This window comes from Arthrobacter sp. G.S.26, from assembly GCF_050847375.1.
Lineage (GTDB): Bacteria > Actinomycetota > Actinomycetes > Actinomycetales > Micrococcaceae > Arthrobacter.
In genome coordinates, this window is the sequence record NZ_CP193752.1 from 36,630 (window position 1) to 52,327 (window position 15,698).

At 67.9% G+C, this 15,698-nt stretch carries 14 protein-coding genes; 4 read left to right on the plus strand and 10 right to left on the minus strand.

Features of this window, described 5'->3' with window-relative positions; genetic code table 11:
* Window positions 1-45 precede the first annotated feature (45 nt).
* Window positions 46-426: a VOC family protein gene (locus tag ACRB8A_RS00185; RefSeq protein WP_050684608.1), complete on the plus strand. Its 381-nt coding sequence runs from the start codon at window positions 46-48 to the stop codon at window positions 424-426.
* Window positions 427-440: 14 nt separating this feature from the next.
* On the opposite strand, the gene ACRB8A_RS00190 is transcribed toward ACRB8A_RS00185, so the two are convergent.
* Window positions 441-845 (minus strand): DUF5997 family protein, encoded by a 405-nt coding sequence (locus ACRB8A_RS00190; RefSeq protein ID WP_050684609.1) that lies wholly within the window; start codon window positions 843-845, stop codon window positions 441-443.
* On the opposite strand from ACRB8A_RS00190, the gene ACRB8A_RS00195 reads away from it, so the two are divergent.
* On the plus strand, window positions 808-1,647 hold the full coding sequence (locus tag ACRB8A_RS00195) for a LysR substrate-binding domain-containing protein (protein WP_432245351.1): 840 nt from the start codon (window positions 808-810) through the stop codon (window positions 1,645-1,647). The two genes, ACRB8A_RS00190 and ACRB8A_RS00195, sit on opposite strands and share 38 nt — an antisense overlap.
* A gap of 175 nt (window positions 1,648-1,822) precedes the next feature.
* The gene (locus ACRB8A_RS00200; RefSeq protein ID WP_432245352.1) at window positions 1,823-2,401 is read left to right on the plus strand and encodes a MarR family winged helix-turn-helix transcriptional regulator; all 579 of its coding nucleotides are present in this window, start codon (window positions 1,823-1,825) and stop codon (window positions 2,399-2,401) included.
* Window positions 2,402-2,443: 42 nt separating this feature from the next.
* Here the strand turns inward: ACRB8A_RS00200 and ACRB8A_RS00205 are convergent, their stop codons facing one another.
* Window positions 2,444-2,776, minus strand: a complete 333-nt coding sequence (locus ACRB8A_RS00205) for a hypothetical protein (protein ID WP_432245353.1) — start codon at window positions 2,774-2,776, stop codon at window positions 2,444-2,446.
* Between the two features lie 37 nt (window positions 2,777-2,813).
* Window positions 2,814-4,070: a D-arabinono-1,4-lactone oxidase gene (locus tag ACRB8A_RS00210; protein WP_050684613.1), complete on the minus strand. Its 1,257-nt coding sequence runs from the start codon at window positions 4,068-4,070 to the stop codon at window positions 2,814-2,816.
* 154 nt (window positions 4,071-4,224) lie between these two features.
* On the opposite strand from ACRB8A_RS00210, the gene ACRB8A_RS00215 reads away from it, so the two are divergent.
* Complete coding sequence (locus tag ACRB8A_RS00215; RefSeq protein ID WP_432245354.1) at window positions 4,225-5,517, plus strand: glycoside hydrolase family 27 protein; 1,293 nt, start codon at window positions 4,225-4,227, stop codon at window positions 5,515-5,517.
* 133 nt (window positions 5,518-5,650) lie between these two features.
* Here ACRB8A_RS00215 and ACRB8A_RS00220 read toward each other — a convergent pair whose 3' ends face one another.
* The 7 genes from ACRB8A_RS00220 to ACRB8A_RS00250 all read right to left on the minus strand — a co-directional run bounded on the left by ACRB8A_RS00220 (window position 5,651) and on the right by ACRB8A_RS00250 (window position 15,613).
* Window positions 5,651-7,396, minus strand: a complete 1,746-nt coding sequence (locus tag ACRB8A_RS00220) for an amidase (protein ID WP_432245355.1) — start codon at window positions 7,394-7,396, stop codon at window positions 5,651-5,653.
* Window positions 7,393-8,475 carry an agmatine deiminase family protein gene (locus tag ACRB8A_RS00225; RefSeq protein ID WP_432245356.1) on the minus strand — a complete coding sequence of 361 codons (1,083 nt, stop codon included), beginning with the start codon at window positions 8,473-8,475 and terminating at the stop codon, window positions 7,393-7,395. Before ACRB8A_RS00225 ends, ACRB8A_RS00220 begins: the two co-directional genes overlap by 4 nt.
* Before the next feature lie 135 nt (window positions 8,476-8,610).
* Window positions 8,611-9,318: an alpha/beta fold hydrolase gene (locus ACRB8A_RS00230; protein ID WP_050684617.1), complete on the minus strand. Its 708-nt coding sequence runs from the start codon at window positions 9,316-9,318 to the stop codon at window positions 8,611-8,613.
* Between the two features lie 9 nt (window positions 9,319-9,327).
* Window positions 9,328-11,643, minus strand: coding sequence for a beta-L-arabinofuranosidase domain-containing protein (locus tag ACRB8A_RS00235; RefSeq protein WP_432245357.1), 2,316 nt, complete (start codon window positions 11,641-11,643; stop codon window positions 9,328-9,330).
* 121 nt (window positions 11,644-11,764) lie between these two features.
* Window positions 11,765-12,904 carry a ribosome small subunit-dependent GTPase A gene (gene rsgA / locus ACRB8A_RS00240; protein ID WP_432245358.1) on the minus strand — a complete coding sequence of 380 codons (1,140 nt, stop codon included), beginning with the start codon at window positions 12,902-12,904 and terminating at the stop codon, window positions 11,765-11,767.
* A 317-nt stretch (window positions 12,905-13,221) separates the two neighbouring features.
* A complete protein-coding gene (locus tag ACRB8A_RS00245) occupies window positions 13,222-14,262 on the minus strand; it encodes a hemolysin family protein (RefSeq protein WP_050684624.1) in 1,041 nt (346 codons plus the stop codon).
* Window positions 14,255-15,613 (minus strand): hemolysin family protein, encoded by a 1,359-nt coding sequence (locus ACRB8A_RS00250; protein WP_056599461.1) that lies wholly within the window; start codon window positions 15,611-15,613, stop codon window positions 14,255-14,257. Before ACRB8A_RS00250 ends, ACRB8A_RS00245 begins: the two co-directional genes overlap by 8 nt.
* Window positions 15,614-15,698: the final 85 nt, after the last annotated feature.

The window sequence follows — 15,698 nt, forward strand, 5'->3', positions numbered from 1 at the left end:
AAATTGGGTTACGGCGCCGGGGTCAATGCCGCGTACCGTGGGGTCATGAGACTGAAAATGTGCAGCATCCATGTGCAGGACCCGGCGACGGCCCACACCTTTTACACGGACACCCTGGGTTTCGAAACCCTGATGGCCATGCCCGAATACAACCTGTTCATCGTCAAGGATCCCGGTGCCGGCGCAGGCGCCGCCGGGCTGCTGCTGGAACCCAGCGACAACCCGATCGGCGCCAATTACATGAACGCCCTGCACAACGCCGGCCTGCCGGCAATTGTCTTCGGCGTCCCCGACGTCCAGGCCGAGTACCAGCGGCTGCTGGCGGCCGGGGTGAGCTTCCGCGGCGAACCCACCGAGGATCCCTCAGGCATCAGCGCCGTGTTCGACGACGGGTGCGGCAACTACGTGCAGTTGCACCAGGACTGAGCGGCCCGGAGGCGCTACTCCGCCTGGGCGCGGGCCTTCTTCGCGTCCTTCTTGGCGGCGTCGTCCTTGACCCGCTGGGCGTCGGCGCGGACGGCAGCGTGCGTGGCGCGCTCGGTGACCAGCCAGGCCGGCGGAGCCTGCAGCAGCGCGGTGATTTCCGCCGTCGTGAGCGCTTCTTCAACGCCGCCGCGGGCCAGGCCGCTGATGGAGACGTTCAGTTTCTGGGCCACCACGGGGCGCGGGTGCGGGCCGGTGCGGCGGAGCTCGGCCAGCCACTCCGGCGGGTTGGCCTGGAGCTCGGCGAAATCCGCGCGGGAGATGGTTGAATCCTGGAACTCCTGGGGTGTTGCAGGCAGGTAGATGCCAAGTTTCTTGGCAACGGTGGCCGGCTTCATGGACTGGGAGTTTGCAGAGGTCATGCTTCAAGGGTATCCGGGCGGGCGGTACTGTGAAGACGTGCCCACCGAGAACACCCCCCAGACAGACGCATTCCCCGCCGATTCCGCGGAACAGGACGCGTCAGCGGAAGCGCCGCGGGAACTCCGGATCGCGTACGTGCCGGGAGTCACGCCGGGCAAATGGATCCGCCGCTGGGAAGAACGGATGCCCGGCGTACCGTTGCAGGCGTTTATGACCGACGGCGGTCCCGGCGGCCAGGCGGTCCGGGACGGGTCCGCGGACCTGGCCTTTGTCCGGCTGCCGGTGGACCGCGAAGGGTTCAACGTCATTTCCCTGTACGAGGAGCTGCCGGTGGTGGTGGCGCCGAAGGGGCACGAAATTTCGGTGTTCGACGAAGTGGCGCTGGCGGACCTGGACGCGGAAACCTTCCTGGACGTTGCGGCATTGGGCGGTGCCGAAGCGGCCCTGCAGGTGGTGGCTTCCGGCGCCGGCCTGGTGATCCTGCCCATGTCCGTGGCCCGGCACTTTAACGTCAAGGACACCGTGGCCCGGCGGCTCACCGGCGCCCCTGAATCGGGAATTGCCCTGGTCTGGCCCATCGACGGCACGGATCCGGTCATCGAGGAGTTCATCGGCATCGTCCGCGGGCGGACGGCGCAAAGCTCCCGCCAGCCCTCCGCCCAGCCCGTCAAGGAAAAGAAGGAGCCCAAACCGGACCGGCGCGGCACAGGTGCCAAAAAGGCCCCCAAGGTGGCCCAGCGGTACGCGCCAAACCCGGATAAGGGCCGCGGCAAGGGCTCGCGGAAAAAGGGCAAGCGGTAGGTTCCGCTCATTCCGCCGCCGTGATGCGGTCCGCCGCGGCGAGGTTTGTGGCGCCGGCCCGGGGCAATGAGGGCCGTTCACTTGCATCATTGATGCTAAGCATGCTTATTGTGTAGGGGTAGCCATGCGTGACGGGTGATCCCCCGCGCTTCGCCACCTACAGGAAGGCGTGCCGATGACCAGCAACCTCGACCCGGATGCCCGGAGCAGTTACCGCCTGATCAGCCTGGCCGCCCGGATGGTGCAGCGACGCCAGGATGACGCGCTGGCTCCCTTGGGGCTGACCCGCGCCGCTGTCATCGCGCTTGAAGGACTGGCGGCCGGGCCGCTCAACCAGGAGCAGCTCGCGGATGCCATCCGCGTCCAGAGCCAGACCCTGGGCCGGGTCCTCAGCAGGCTGGAATCCACCGGGCACATTGTCCGGAACCGCCACGCCGCGGACCGGCGGCAGATGATTGTGGAGCTGACCGGGGCTGGCCGGGCCGCCCTGGAATCTGCACGGGAAGCGGAAATAAACGCGTATCCCAACGATCCGGACATCGGCTGGAAGGTCCTGCACGCCGAGCTCGCTAAATTTGTCCGCGCCCTGCCAGCCGGCAGGGACCGTGAAGTGGTCCCGTTTACCGTTCCGGGGAACCGGAAGGATCACCGGACCGGCGCTGAACACCGCAACCCGCACCGGCCCGGCCGTGGCACCGGTCGTGATGCCGGCCGTAGCACCGGCGAGTGGGGGCCGGGCAGGCCGGGGGCCTGAGCGGGATTCCAGTTGCCCGAGCGCAGTTGCGGCCCTTCCGGGCTAGGCGCAGGCGTCCTGCAGCGCCCGGACGGACTCGGCCGGCACCTGGTCTCCGGCCTCCGCGATCCGGCCCAGCGGCGTCGTAATGTCCTCTGCCACTCCGGCAGACCGGGCAGCGGAAACCAGGCCGCCCAGCACTTCCCGGTCCTGGGCAGTGACCAGCCCGTCCTGGACCACGGCGCAGATCTGCCGGTTGACCTCCTCCGCGGCCGCCGAGGCCACCTGGGAAGCGGCATCGCTGGCAGCGTTTCCCGCGGCCTCCTCGACGGCGCCGCAACCGGCCACCAGGAGCAGCAGCGGGGTGGCGAGCAGGGCGGCGGCATGTCGGTTCATGCCTTCAGTTTAGGCGGGGGCGCCGGGTTGCCGCTTCCTAGCGTCCGCTGGCTGCCGGCACGCCAAGGACGCTGTCCAACAGGGTGTTGCGGAATTTTCCGTCGGGATCATGTGCTGCAGCCAGCGACCGGAACTCGGCAAACTTCGGATACAGGTCCTCCCAGTCATGGCTTGACGGCGTGAAGAGCTTGCCCCAGTGCGGCCTGGCGCCGAACGGGCGCAGCGCGTCTTCCAGGTCCGGCAGCAACGCCTCCACCTCCTGCTGCAAAGGTTTCCACGTGAAGTGCAGGGCAACGCTCCGCTGGCGGTAAAACGGGCTGAGCCAGAAGTCATCGGCCGCACCCGTGCGGATCTCGGAGACGAACAGCAGCGGTGCCAGCCGGCCGGCCAGGCCGCGGACGGCCTGCAGGGCAGCGGGTGCAAGCTCCAGCGGAAGGATGAATTCGCTCTGCAGTTCCTCGCCGTTGCTGGGCGTAAATTCGTGGCGGAAATGCGGGAGCCGGTCGAGCCAGGGCCCCGGTACGTCCAGCTGTTCCGTGCAGTTCTCCGCGGACATGTCGGGGAGGGGGTGCCGGGAGCGGGTGGCGGCAGTGGCGCCGAAGAGATCCGGCAACGGCGGCTCGGCGGCGAGGGCCTTGAGCCATACCTGGTTGATGGTCCCACCTGCGTAGTCGGTGAACAGGCTGACGCTGTAAGCGCTCGAGACGATGGCGGGGAACTCCGCCAGGGCCCGGTCCCACGGCAGGTCCTCCAGGACGCGCTGGCGCATCTGGTACGCCGGCCGGACGGACAGTTCCAGGCCCGTCACGATCCCCAAGGCGCCCAGGCCCACAACGCTGGCCATGAATTGGTCGCCGTCCGCCCTGGCAAGCGTGACCTGCTCGCCGGAGGGCCGCACCAGGTCGATGGACTCCACGGCGCCTGCCAGTGACTGGTTGTCCACCCCGGAGCCGTGCGTGCCTGTCTGCACTGCACCCGCCACGGAAATGTGGGGCAGGGACGCAAGGTTGTGGATGGCCGCGCCTGACTCCGCGAGAGTCCGGCACAGGGCGCCGTAGCTGACTCCGCCGCTGACGTGGACCGTGCCGCGCGCCGAGTCGAGCTCAATGTGCTGGGGCAGGGCGTCCAGGAGCACATGCACGCCGTCGGTGTCACCCACGCGGTTGAAGGAGTGCCGGGAACCCAGGGCCTTGATTTTGCCGGCCCGTCCCACCATGGCCGCCAGTTCCGCCACCGATTCCGGCCGGAGCACGTCCGCCGAGCCGTATTCGAGGTTCCCTGCCCAATTCTTCATATTGCGTGGCTTCCCGTCCGGGGTTGAATTCGTTTCCTCCACTGTCAGCGCTAACAAATTTGCTGTCAAGGCTCGTCCAGGGTGCAACCGCCCGTCAGGAAGCTGTTGCTGATGTGGGGTGGTGCCTTGATTTCCAACGTTATAGATTTGTCGGATGACACTTGCGCAGACGCCACCGATGGGCTGGAACAGCTGGGACTGCTTCGGCACGTCCGTCACCGAGGATGAGGTCCTGGCAAACGCGGCCTTTATGGCCGAACATCTTTTGCCGCACGGATGGGACACCGTGGTGGTGGATATCCAGTGGTACGAACCGGCGGCCCGGGCGGGCGGCTACAACGACGGTGCCGTCCTGGAACTCGACGCCCACGGCCGGCAGCTTCCGGCCGTGAACAGGTTTCCCTCGTCCGCCGGCGGGCTGGGGTTCAAGCCGCTGGCGGACCGGATCCATGGCATGGGCCTCAAGTTTGGCCTGTACATTATGCGCGGCATCCCGCGGCAGGCCGTCCGGGACCGGCTCCCCGTTGAGGGAACGCAGGTCACGGCGGACCAGGTGGCCGACACGGGATCCTCTTGCGAATGGAACACCGACAACTTCGGCCTGGACCGCGGCAAGCCGGGCGCCCAGGCCTACTACGACTCCCAACTGCGCCTTTTTGCCGCCTGGGGTGTGGACTTTGTTAAGGCCGACGACATGCTCGGCCCGTACTTTGCGGAGGAAATCGCCGCGTACCAGCTGGCCATCGGGCGCAGCGGCCGGGATATGGTGCTGAGCCTTTCACCGGGCAAGGCGCTGTCGTTGGCGCGGCTGGAGCACCTGCGGGCCAACGCCCAGATGTGGCGGGTTTCCGACGATTTGTGGGACATCTGGGACGACGTCGAAGCCCAGTTCGCCCGGCTGGCGCGGTGGGCGCCGCACCAGCAGCCCGGACATTGGGCGGATGCGGACATGCTGCCAGTAGGTAACATCGCGCTTCGCGCCGAGCGTGGCCAGGAACGGCTCAGCCGCCTGACGCGCGACGAACAGCGCACCATGCTCTCGCTCTGGTGCATTGCCCGCTCCCCGCTGATGCTGGGCTGCGACCTGCCGTCCTCGCCGCCGGAGACCCTGGAACTGCTGACCAACGCGGACCTCCTGGCCGCCCTCAAGGACAGCCACAACAACCGTGAACTGCTGCGGGACGGGGATCTGGTGGTCTGGGCGGCGGACAGCACGACGGCGGACGGCGGCTTTGTGGCGCTGTTCAACACCGGGACCGGCGCCGCGTCGCACATCCTGCCGTTGGCTGACCTGGGGCTTTCAGTCCTCCCGGATGCCGGCGCGTGGCGGCTCCGGGAGGCCTGGAGCGGGCAGGAGGCAGGCGCTGCCGCCGTGGACGGGATGCCCGCACTCGCGGTGGACCTGCCGCCGCACGGGGTGCAGTTTTTCCGCTGCTTCCGCGGCTAGGACAACCCGTCCGCCAGGGTGCTGTCGGGTTCTGCACCATCAATCGGCTCGGCCCGGCTGCCGGACCCGCACTTCCGGGGTGTGGCCACCGCGCCGGTTGGTTTGATGGTGCAAAACCCGCCAGGCGGAAGCTCTAGCTGGTGCGGGGCGGCGGTACCCTCCGGCTGCCGGTGGCCTCGAACGCGGCCGCCAGGTTCAGCAGGGCGTTGTCGTTGTAGGCGCGGCCGGCGAACGTGAGGCCCACCGGCATGGCGATGTCTGCAGCGAGGCCCATGGGCACGGTGACTGTTGGAATGCCAAGGTGCCGTGGCACCAGGTTCCCGTTGGCCACCCACACGCCGTTGCGCCAGGCCTGGTCGGCTGAGTCCTGGTTTATGTCGGCATCGGCCGGGCCCACATCTGCGACGGCGGGAAACACCACGGCGTCCAGGCCCGGGCCGTCCATCCACTCCTCCAGGTCAACGCGCCGGGTTTCCTCCAGTCCGGCCAGCCCGTCCGCGAGCTCCGGCATCCCGTCGAGGGTGGGAACCCCGTGGGCGCGGATCCAGGCAGGGTAGTCGCTGATATCGTCGTCGAACCCGTCGTAGCGGTCCGGGAGGGAGCCGTCCGGGGCGGGGAAGATCATGGCCCCGTCCACCTGCGCCAGCGTGTTGAGGCGCGGATCGGCGTTGGCCGCCAGGAAGTCGTGCCAGGCCCAGGCGGAAAGGTCCACGATCTCTCTGCGGAGGTAGGCGGCGGAGACCAGGCCCCGGGTGCCGAGCGTGGGGGCGCCGGGCCGGTCGCCCTCGTAGTTGGAGACCACCGGGAAGTCGACGTCCACAACCTCGGCCCCCGCGGCTTCCAGGCTTTTAAGGGCAGAGCTCCACAAGTCGATGATGGACTGCCGGGTGTGGATGCGTTGGCCGGTGGGGCCGCCGATGCCCGGCGCAGGTGCAGTGCCGGCGTCGGGATCCGCGTTGATGTACATCCGCGGGATGCCCAGCCGTTTACCGGCCAGGATCCCTGCCGCCGCGGCAGGGTCGGCAACGGCCAGGTCCGGGTATGACGGCGGCCGGACGGCAGATGCCGCGGGGATGGGGATCCATGGCTGGACGCGCCAGAAATCGCCGCGGGTGTTCGCATCGTCGGCCACCACCACGTCAAGGACCTCGAGGAGGTCGGCCATGGTCCGGGTGTGGGGGACCACCACATCCATGGTGGGGACCAGGGGCCAGTTGCCGCGCACGGAGATCACTCCCCGGGAGGGGGTGTAGGCGCACAGGCCACTGTTCGACGCCGGCGCGCGGCCGGATGACCAGGTTTCCTCGGCCAGCCCGAACGCCGCAAAGCAGGCGGCCGTTGCCGTGCCGGAACCGTTTGACGAGCCGGAGGCGAAAGCGGCCGGAAGGTAGTCGGCGTTGTAGGGGGACTCGGCCCGGCCGTAGACGCCGCGCTGCATACCGCCGTTGGCCATGGGCGGCATGTTGGTCAGGCCAATCAGGACGGCGCCCGCCGCCCGGAGCCGCTCGATGGTGAAGGCATCCTGTTGCGCCACGAGGTCCTTGAACGCCGGGGATCCGGCGGCCACGGTCAGGCCCTGAACCTTGTAGCTGTCCTTGGCGGTGTAGGGAATGCCGTCCAGTGGGCCCAACATTTCCCCGGCTGCCCGGCGGGCATCCGACGCCCTGGCTTCCGCAACTGCTTCGGGGTTCAGCACCACCATGGCATTGAGACGTATGCCTGAAGAGTCATATGTCTGAATTCGCTCAAGGTACTGCTGGACGAGGGCTTCGCTGGTGGTGGCGCCGGTCTCCAGGGCCTGCCGGAGCTCCCTGATTCCCGCTTCCACAACGGAGAACGCAGCTTCTTCGCCGGCCTTCCCGATGCTGGCCGGCGTCATGCCGATGGCTCCTGGGGTGCCGGCTGCTGCTGGGTGATGCAGTGGATGCCGCCGCCGAAAGCGAAGATGTCGCGCGCGTCCACCAGTTCCACTGCCCGTCCCGGGTAGGCGCGGGCCAGGATGCCGGCCGCGATGGAATCGTTGGCATCGTCGAACCCGCACAGGACCACTACTCCGTTCGCGACGTAGTGGTTGATGTACGACCAGTCCACAAAACCCTCGTCATCCGTGAGGACAGTGGGGGCCGGGACGTCGATGATGCGCAGCGGCCTGCCCTGGGCGTCCAGCTTCCCCGCAAGGGCGGCGCGGACTTCCTGGTACACGGCGTAATCAGGGTGGGAGGGATCCTGCTGCTGGTGCAGCAGTATGGTACCGGGGCCGGCGAAGGCAGCCACGATGTCCACGTGGCCGCGGGTACCAAATTCGCCGTAGTCCCGGGTGAGGCCGCGGGGGAGCCAGATCGCCGTTGTGGTGCCCAGGGCCGCGTGGATTTCCGCCTCCACGGATTCCCGGGTGGCGCCAGGGTTCCGGTGCGGGTCCAGTTGGACGGTCTCGGTCAGCAGGACGGTCCCGGCGCCGTCCACGTGGAATCCGCCGCCCTCGTTGACCAGGGTGCTGCTGCGCACGGACGTGTCCGCGAAGCCGGCTACTGACCGGGCCACATGCTGGTCGTTGTCCCATGCTGCCCAGTGCTGGGCGCCCCAGCCGTTGAACGTCCAGTCCACCGCCGCAATGGATCCGTCACTTTGATGCGTGAAGCTTGGGCCGCTGTCGCGGAGCCAGGCGTCATCCAGCGGGATTTCAACGACGTTGATGTCCGCGCCCAGCCATTCCCTCGCGGCCGTGGCGTCCCGCGGGTGTGCCACCACCGTGACCGGCTCATAGCGGGCGATGGTGTGGGCGACCGCGGTCCAGGCGGCCCTGGCTCGGTCCAGCGTGGCACTTCCGGCGGGTCCAAAAGTGTCGTTGGGGGGTGGGAATGCCATCCAGGTCCGTTGGTGGCGGGCCCACTCTGCGGGCATGAGGGTGGCTGGCTGAGCCGCGGCCGAAGGGGCGGATGGGAGGGTTGCAGTTTTCATGGCTTGGCGCAGGTCTTTCTGTGGTGGCCGTCAATAAATGAATGACATTCATTTATTATGGGGACGTCGACGTGCCCACGCAAGGGTTTAGCCAGAAGCACTTCGGGAACCTGCATCCGTCAGCCGCGGATCAATCTAGCCGGCGCTGCCGTCCACAGACGCCAGAATTGCCTGCGCCAGTTCCCTCGGCCGGGTGAACTGCGGCCAGTGCCCGGTGGGCAGGTCGACATATTCCACCTCGCGCACAAGGGCCAGCTCCGCAACGAACGGATGCCCCGCCGCCATCCATTCGCGGAGCACCGCCGACGGGAACTCGCAGGCAATGACGGTCACGGGAACCTCGTAGCGCCGGTCATCGTGCAGGCGCTGCCGGCCAAATGCCACCCCTTTTGGCTGGGGGATGGCGCGCTCCCGGAAGCTGGCGCGGATCCGGTCATCGAGATCCACCAAATCCGCGTCCTCGAAAGCGTCCCAGGGCGGAAGGGGAACGTCCGGACCTTCGGATGGCAGTTCGTCATTGATCACGCCGCCCTCGCCGAGGGGCCCGCTGTCCACATAGATGGCCCGCGCCACCAGGTCCGGCCGGGCATCGACTGCCCCGTGGATGACAGCACCACCGCCGGAGTGGCCCACCAGCACCACCGGCCCGGACAAGGCGTCGATTGTTTCGACGACTGCATCCACGTGGTGGTGCAGTTCAATGCCCTCCCGATTGGCGGTGGGTGATTCCAGGCCGGGCAGAGTGAGGGGGTGTGGACGGTGGCCGGCGGCCTCCAGGGCCGGTGTCACCTCGTCCCACGAGGAAGCGTCCAACCAGAATCCGGGAACCAGAATGATGTCCATGACCGAACCCTACTCCAGGCCGTTGACCAACTGGACGGACACAAGGCGTCCCGTGCGGAAGCCCGGGACGGCCGTAACGGTGAAGACGAGCCCGTCCCCGTTGCGTGCCACGCCGGTGATGTCGAAGTCGCTGGCCGGCGGGCCGCCGTCGTCGGGCCCTTGGGCCGGACCGGTCAGGAGCGCCCCGTTCAGCCGCAGGATGTGGTGGTGCGCGTCGCCGGGCAGGAAGCGGACCCGCAGGATTATGGCCCGGTTCGCCGGATCGGTGAGGACATAGGAGAACCAGCCGCCGGCGTCCCGCCAATGGAGCCCTCCGGCGCCCCCGGCCACGGTGTCTTTCCCCGCGAATTTGTGGTCCGCCTCGGGCTGCTGCTCTCCGGCTGCAACGGCATCCACCACCCGGGCTGCCCCGGCGGCGGCCCGATCCAGGGCCTGCAGGCTGGTCCGCAGCTCTGCCGGTTCACCCGTAGGCCAGTACACGGTATAGCGGCAGTCGTGGATCCGGTGGAAGGGCTCCAGGATGACCGTGGCAGGCTGTCCTGCCGGATCGATGACGTCCAGCTCGGCCGCGAAGGATGGGGTGCGGCGCCGGGAGAGGGCCTCCGGATCCGGTACCACGGGCGTTCCGGCCAGTGGCTTCAAGGTTCCCGCGGCGACATGTCCCATGCGCTGGTCAGCGGCCTCGAATCCGGGGACGCCATCAGTGCCGCCCCGGGCTGCCAGGACCATCGGGCCGTACCGGAAGGAGACCCAGTGGGACCCGTCCGGCAGCGCCTCCGCCTGGAATCCCGCGGTCAGCCGGATCCTGACCGTAGAGGTGCCGGCCCAGCGGCGGACAAGGCGGACGTCCCCGGCCTCGGCCGGAGGGGTGGCCTGGGTACTTCCCTGCCCGCCGCCGTCGACCGTCATTGCCGTGGCCCAGCCCGGCCTGCGCAGCCGGACGGTGGCGTCCACCGGAGCAGCAGCGGTGATGGTCAGCGTGACCAGGCCGGAACCCGGAAAGTCGGTTTCGAGCCGGACCGTAAGTCCGCGCTCTGTCCAGTCCAGCGTGGATGGGATGTAGAGGTTGACCAGGAGGTCGGTGTCTGTGTGGCTGTAGATCAGCTCGCCGTAGCGGGCATGGTTCTCCAACCCGGACCCCACACAGCACCACATCGACTCCTGCGCTTTCGAATATACGCGGTAGTGCCCGGGGCGCATGGGTGTGAAGTACACCAGGCCGCCGCTGGCAGGATGCTGCGAGGACAGGATGTGGTTGTACGTGGCGCGTTCATAGAAGTCGATGGCGGCCGGGTCGCCGGAGGCCTCGAACCGCAGCTGCGCCAGCTTCAGCATGTTGTAGGTGTTGCACGTCTCCGGTCCCTGCGGGTCCTGGACCATCGATGAGAAGTCGGCTGCCGGGTGGAAATGCTCGCGGACACTGTTCCCGCCTACGGAGACCGAACGCTTGGACACCACTGAATCCCAGAAGGTGTCCACGGCCCGGGGATACGCCGGATCGCCGGTGCCGGCGGCCAGCCGCGCGTACCCCACCACCTTGGGGATCTGGGTATTGGCGTGCAGCCCGTCCAGTCGGTCCTGGTACGCCGCCAGGGGATCCAGGATGCTGCGGTGCGCGAACCGGTGCGCCTCCGCCAGGTACCGGTCATCACCCGTGAAGCCCCACAGCAAAGCGAAGGCGTCGTTCATTCCGCCGAACTCGGTCCGCAGGAGCCGTTCGAAGGCAGGCTGGTCCAGCCGGGCGGAAACGCCCAGCCACCAGTCCGCCAGGGCGGTGGCCGCCTCCAGTGCGTCCGTGAGACCGGCAAACTGATGGGCATCCAGCAGCCCGGCCAGGGTCTTGTGCAGGTTGTACAGCGGAACCCATCTGCCGTTGAGGGTGAACAGGTCCGCATCGACCTCACCACGGGACAGCTGGTTCCCCAGGTCCCGGCCGCCCGGAACGCCACCCACATACCCGTCCGTTGCCGCGTCCTGGCACCGGACCAGGACCCCGAGCACGTATCTGGCATTGGCCAGCAGCTCCGGGTTGCCGGTGGCGGCGAACAGCTTGGCGCAGGCGGAGAGGTAGTGGCCACCGATGTGGCCGCCCATGCCTTCCGACTCCCAGCTGCCGTAAGGGTGGGCCGGGCTTTCCAGGCCTGCCGCCAGGAGATACGGGGCGCAGAGCCGGTCCGCTTCGAGCGACAGGACGTATCTGACGGAGGTCTCCTGCGCCGCTTTGAAGTCGCTGTCGAGGAGGCGGACCTGGTGCAGGGGGAAGGAACCCGGACCGGTGCGTGTGGGCGTGCTGGTCCTGGTGATGTGTTCCGGCCTGGTGGGCACAACAAATCCTTCCGCGACGAACGCCCTGCCCGGCGGTCATGTGATTGGTCTCAAACCCAAATTTATAACGTTGTAATTAGTTGTCAACAGTGGCAGTCCTTGACGGTGGCTGCTGATCGCCTCACCGCCGCCCGCGGCGGTTCTTCCCGCTGGACCGTTCCTGTCTCTCCGCCAGCCCGCGTTCAGCCGAGCGCTGCGAGGTCCCGGCGGAAACCACCTTCTGGTGCCATTCCCGGTAATAGGCGCGTTGCGCCGCCACATCACTGCGGCGGGCCAGGGCCGCCAGCTCGCGCTGCATCTTCCCGTAGCTGAGCCAGCGGCGTTCGGCCAGGCTGCCGTCGGCAAGGGCGGCCTGCACAGCGCAGCCAGGCTCGGTCCGGTGGGCGCAGTCCGCAAACCGGCAGCTCCCGGCCAGCTCCGCCACGTCCCCGAACATTTCCCCTAATCCGTCGGCAGCATCAAAAAGGCCGAAACCACGCACTCCGGGGGTGTCCATCAGGACAGCCCCATTGGGCAAGGGAATCAGCTCCCGGGCCGTGGTGGTGTGCTTGCCCTTGAAATCGCCGGCCCGCACGTCCCCGGTGTGCTGCACCTCGCTGCCTGCCAGGGCATTGATGAGGGTCGACTTTCCGGCGCCGGAAGGCCCCAGGAACACGATGGTGCGGCCCCCGGGCAGGTGGGACAGCAAGGCGTCGATGCCGTCGCCATTTTCAGCGGAGGTGGTGACCACGTCCACGCCGGCGGCCTGCAGGATGACCTTCCCGACGACGTCGTCCGCCACGTCGGCAAGGTCCGCTTTGGTGATGATCACCAGGGGAGTGGCCCCCGAATCCCAGGCGGCCACCAGGGTCCGTTCCAGGCGGTTATGGGTCAGCGGACGGTCCACCGGCACCACCACGCCCACCACGTCCATGTTGGCGGCGAGGACCTGGGCCTCGGAGGAATCCTCGAAGGCGCGTTTTCGGCTGAGCTCTGTCAGGCGCGGCAGGATGCCGAGGATTTGGTGCGGACCGGCCCGGTTGGGCCCGGTCCACACCCAGTCCCCGGTGACGGCGGTTTCCCCGGTCAGCGGGTAGGGCAGATGGGCGGTGCCCTCCTCAGACGCCACTAAGAGGAGTGTTCGGTCCACCCGGACCACCCGGCCGCGGCCGGTGGCACCCGGCAGCGGGTTGTTCTCGAAGTGGGCTGCGGCCCGGGGGCCGTAGCCGTAGTTGATGGGGCCGCCGGAAGTTGCGGCGGTGCTGGGCAAAGGGTTGTTCACGGTGGTTACCTTCGGAAAAGGTCCCCTGCCACTGTCCGGCGTGGATGCCGCTGCGGGCGCCGCTCAGGCGGCGCAGGTGCGGGAGGGGAGGAAATGGCGGTTGATGGCGGGGCGCGCGCGGCGCGCAACAACTGCAGTCATCAAAACCACCTCCCATCCTCCGGGGCCTGTTCGAGGCCCGTTCCTTAGTGTGCCCGCGCGGTGGCGGACGCTTTTCACTCTAGCGCCGCCCGCCGTCGTCGGCCAGCCCCTGCGGCGAGAAAGTTGAGTGCACAAACGGGTGGCGCGGTTGGCGCCGCACCACCCATTTGCGCAGGTCAGGCGCTGGTGGCATCCTGTACTTCGCCCACCAGCTCCTCGATGATGTCCTCGAGGAACAGCACGCCGGTGGTCCGGCCCTGCGCGTCGAAGACGCGGGCCACGTGCGCGCCCGTGCGCCGCATGGCGGCCAGCGCGTCCTCCAGTTCCGCCCCTGCGAACGCCGACGCCAGGCGCCGGATCCGCTTGGCCGGCACCGGCGCGTCGAACGTGCCGGGCGCCACCAGGTCCATCACGTCCTTGAGGTGCAGGTACCCTGCGGGTTCCTCGGCGCCGTCGGTAAGGATGTAGCGGGAGAAGCCGTGCCGGCCCACCGCCTGCTGGATGTCGAAGGGCGTGGCGGACTGCGGCAGGAGCACCATGTCCGCCAGCGGCACCTGGACGTCCGCCACGGTTTTGGCCGTGAACTCGAAGGCGTTGGTCAGGGCGCCCGTGGTGTCCTTCAACATGCCGTCCCGGGTGGACTGGGCCACGATGTTTGCCACCTCATCAAGGGTGTAGGCGCTGGTGGCCTCGTCCTTGGGCTCCACTTTGAACAGCCGCAGGATGGAGTTGGCAATGCCGTTCAGGGTCCAGATGACCGGTTTGAAGATCCGGGCCACCAGCACCAGCGGCGGTGCCAGGATCAGGGCCGCACGGGTGGGGACCGAGAACGAGATGTTTTTCGGCACCATCTCGCCCAGCACCACGTGCAGGAACGTGACCAGGAGCAGCGCTGCGATGAACGCGATGACACCGATCGCTTCGCCGGAGAGTGTGGTCAGGCCCAGCGGGATCTCCAGCAGGTGGTGGATGGCAGGTTCGGAAACGTTGAGGATCACCAGGGAACAGACCGTGATGCCCAGCTGGCTCGTGGCCAGCATCAGGGTGGCGTGTTCCATGGCCCACAGCGTGGTTTTGGCGGCCTTGCTGCCGGCCTCGGCCTTGGGCTCGATCTGGGAGCGGCGCGCCGAAATGACGGCGAACTCGGCGCCCACAAAAAAGCCATTCACCACCAGGAGGACAACAAGCCAGATGATGCCGGGAAGGTACTCACTCATGGGTCAGCTCCTGCGTGATGTCGTCGATGATTCTGTCGTGGGCGCTGCCGGCCGCTCCTGCGCCGGCCGGGGTGAACCGGAGCCGTTCCACGTGCGTGCCCACTACCCGCTCCACCCGCAGCGTGCCGGCGTCGAGCTCCACTTCATCACCGAGCTCGGGGATGCGGTCCAGCCGGTCCGTGACGAAACCGGCCACAGTGTCGTACTCCCCGCCGTCCGGGACTTCAACCCCGGTCCGGTCCAGGAGCTCGTCGGGGCGCAGCGCCGCATCAAAGGTCAGCGAGCGGCCGGTGCGGACCACACCCACCCGGGCACGGTCGTGTTCATCTTCCAGCTCGCCCACAATCTCTTCCACCAGGTCCTCCAGGGTGACGATCCCGGCGGTGCCGCCGTGTTCGTCCGACACGATGGCCACCTGCAGGCCCTGGCGCCGCAGCAGGCCCAGGAGTGTGTCCACGCCCATGGATTCGGGGACGCGGATGGGATCGATCATGAGTTGTTCAGCCCGGACGGCGGGCCGTTCGGCCAGCGCCACGGCGAAGGCCTGCTTGACGTGCAGCACCCCCACCACGTCGTCCCGGTCCCTGCCGATCACGGGGAAACGCGAGAATCCAGTGGCAGTGGCCAGGGCGACGATGTCCTCCGCCGAGTCCTGGATTCCGACGGCGGTCATCCGCACACGCGGGGTCATCACGTCCGCCGCGCTGTGCTCGGAGAACCGCAGTGTCCGGTGCAGGAGGGTTGCATGGTCCTGGTCCAGGACGCCCTCGACGGCGGAGCGGCGCACCAGGGAACTGAGCTCCTCGGCGCTGCGGGCGCCGGAGAGTTCCTCCTTGGGTTCGATGCCGAAGCTGCGGATGATGTTGTTCGCCGTGTTGTTGAACAGCAGGATCACCGGCTTGAACACGGTGGTGAACAGGGTCTGGAACGGCACCACCACCTTGGCGGTGGCCAGGGGCAGCGCAAGGGCGAAGTTCTTGGGGACCAGTTCGCCGATCACCATGGAGAAGATGGTGGCCAGGAAGATGCCGGCCACGGAGCCGACGGCCGGCACAATGGCCTCGGGTACGCCTGCCGACGTCAGGGGAGCGCTAAGCATCCGGCTGATGGCCGGTTCGAACGTGTAGCCCGTCAGCAGCGTGGTGAGCGTGATGCCCAGTTGCGCGCCGGACAGGTGCGTTGAGGTGATCCGGAGGGCTTTGATGGTGGGGCCCAGGCGTTTCTCGCCGCGGGTCTGCCGGGATTCGAGGTCGTGCCGGTCAAGGTTGACCAGCGCGAATTCCGAGGCAACGAAGAATCCGGTGCCGACAGTCAGGACGAGGCCGATGCCGAGCATGATCCATTCATACATTTCGGCGCCCCTCTCCCGTGGTGGCCGGTAATCCGGTCAGATGGCAGAGGGGCCAGGGCATGTGTGAAGGAGGGTCGTCCATGCT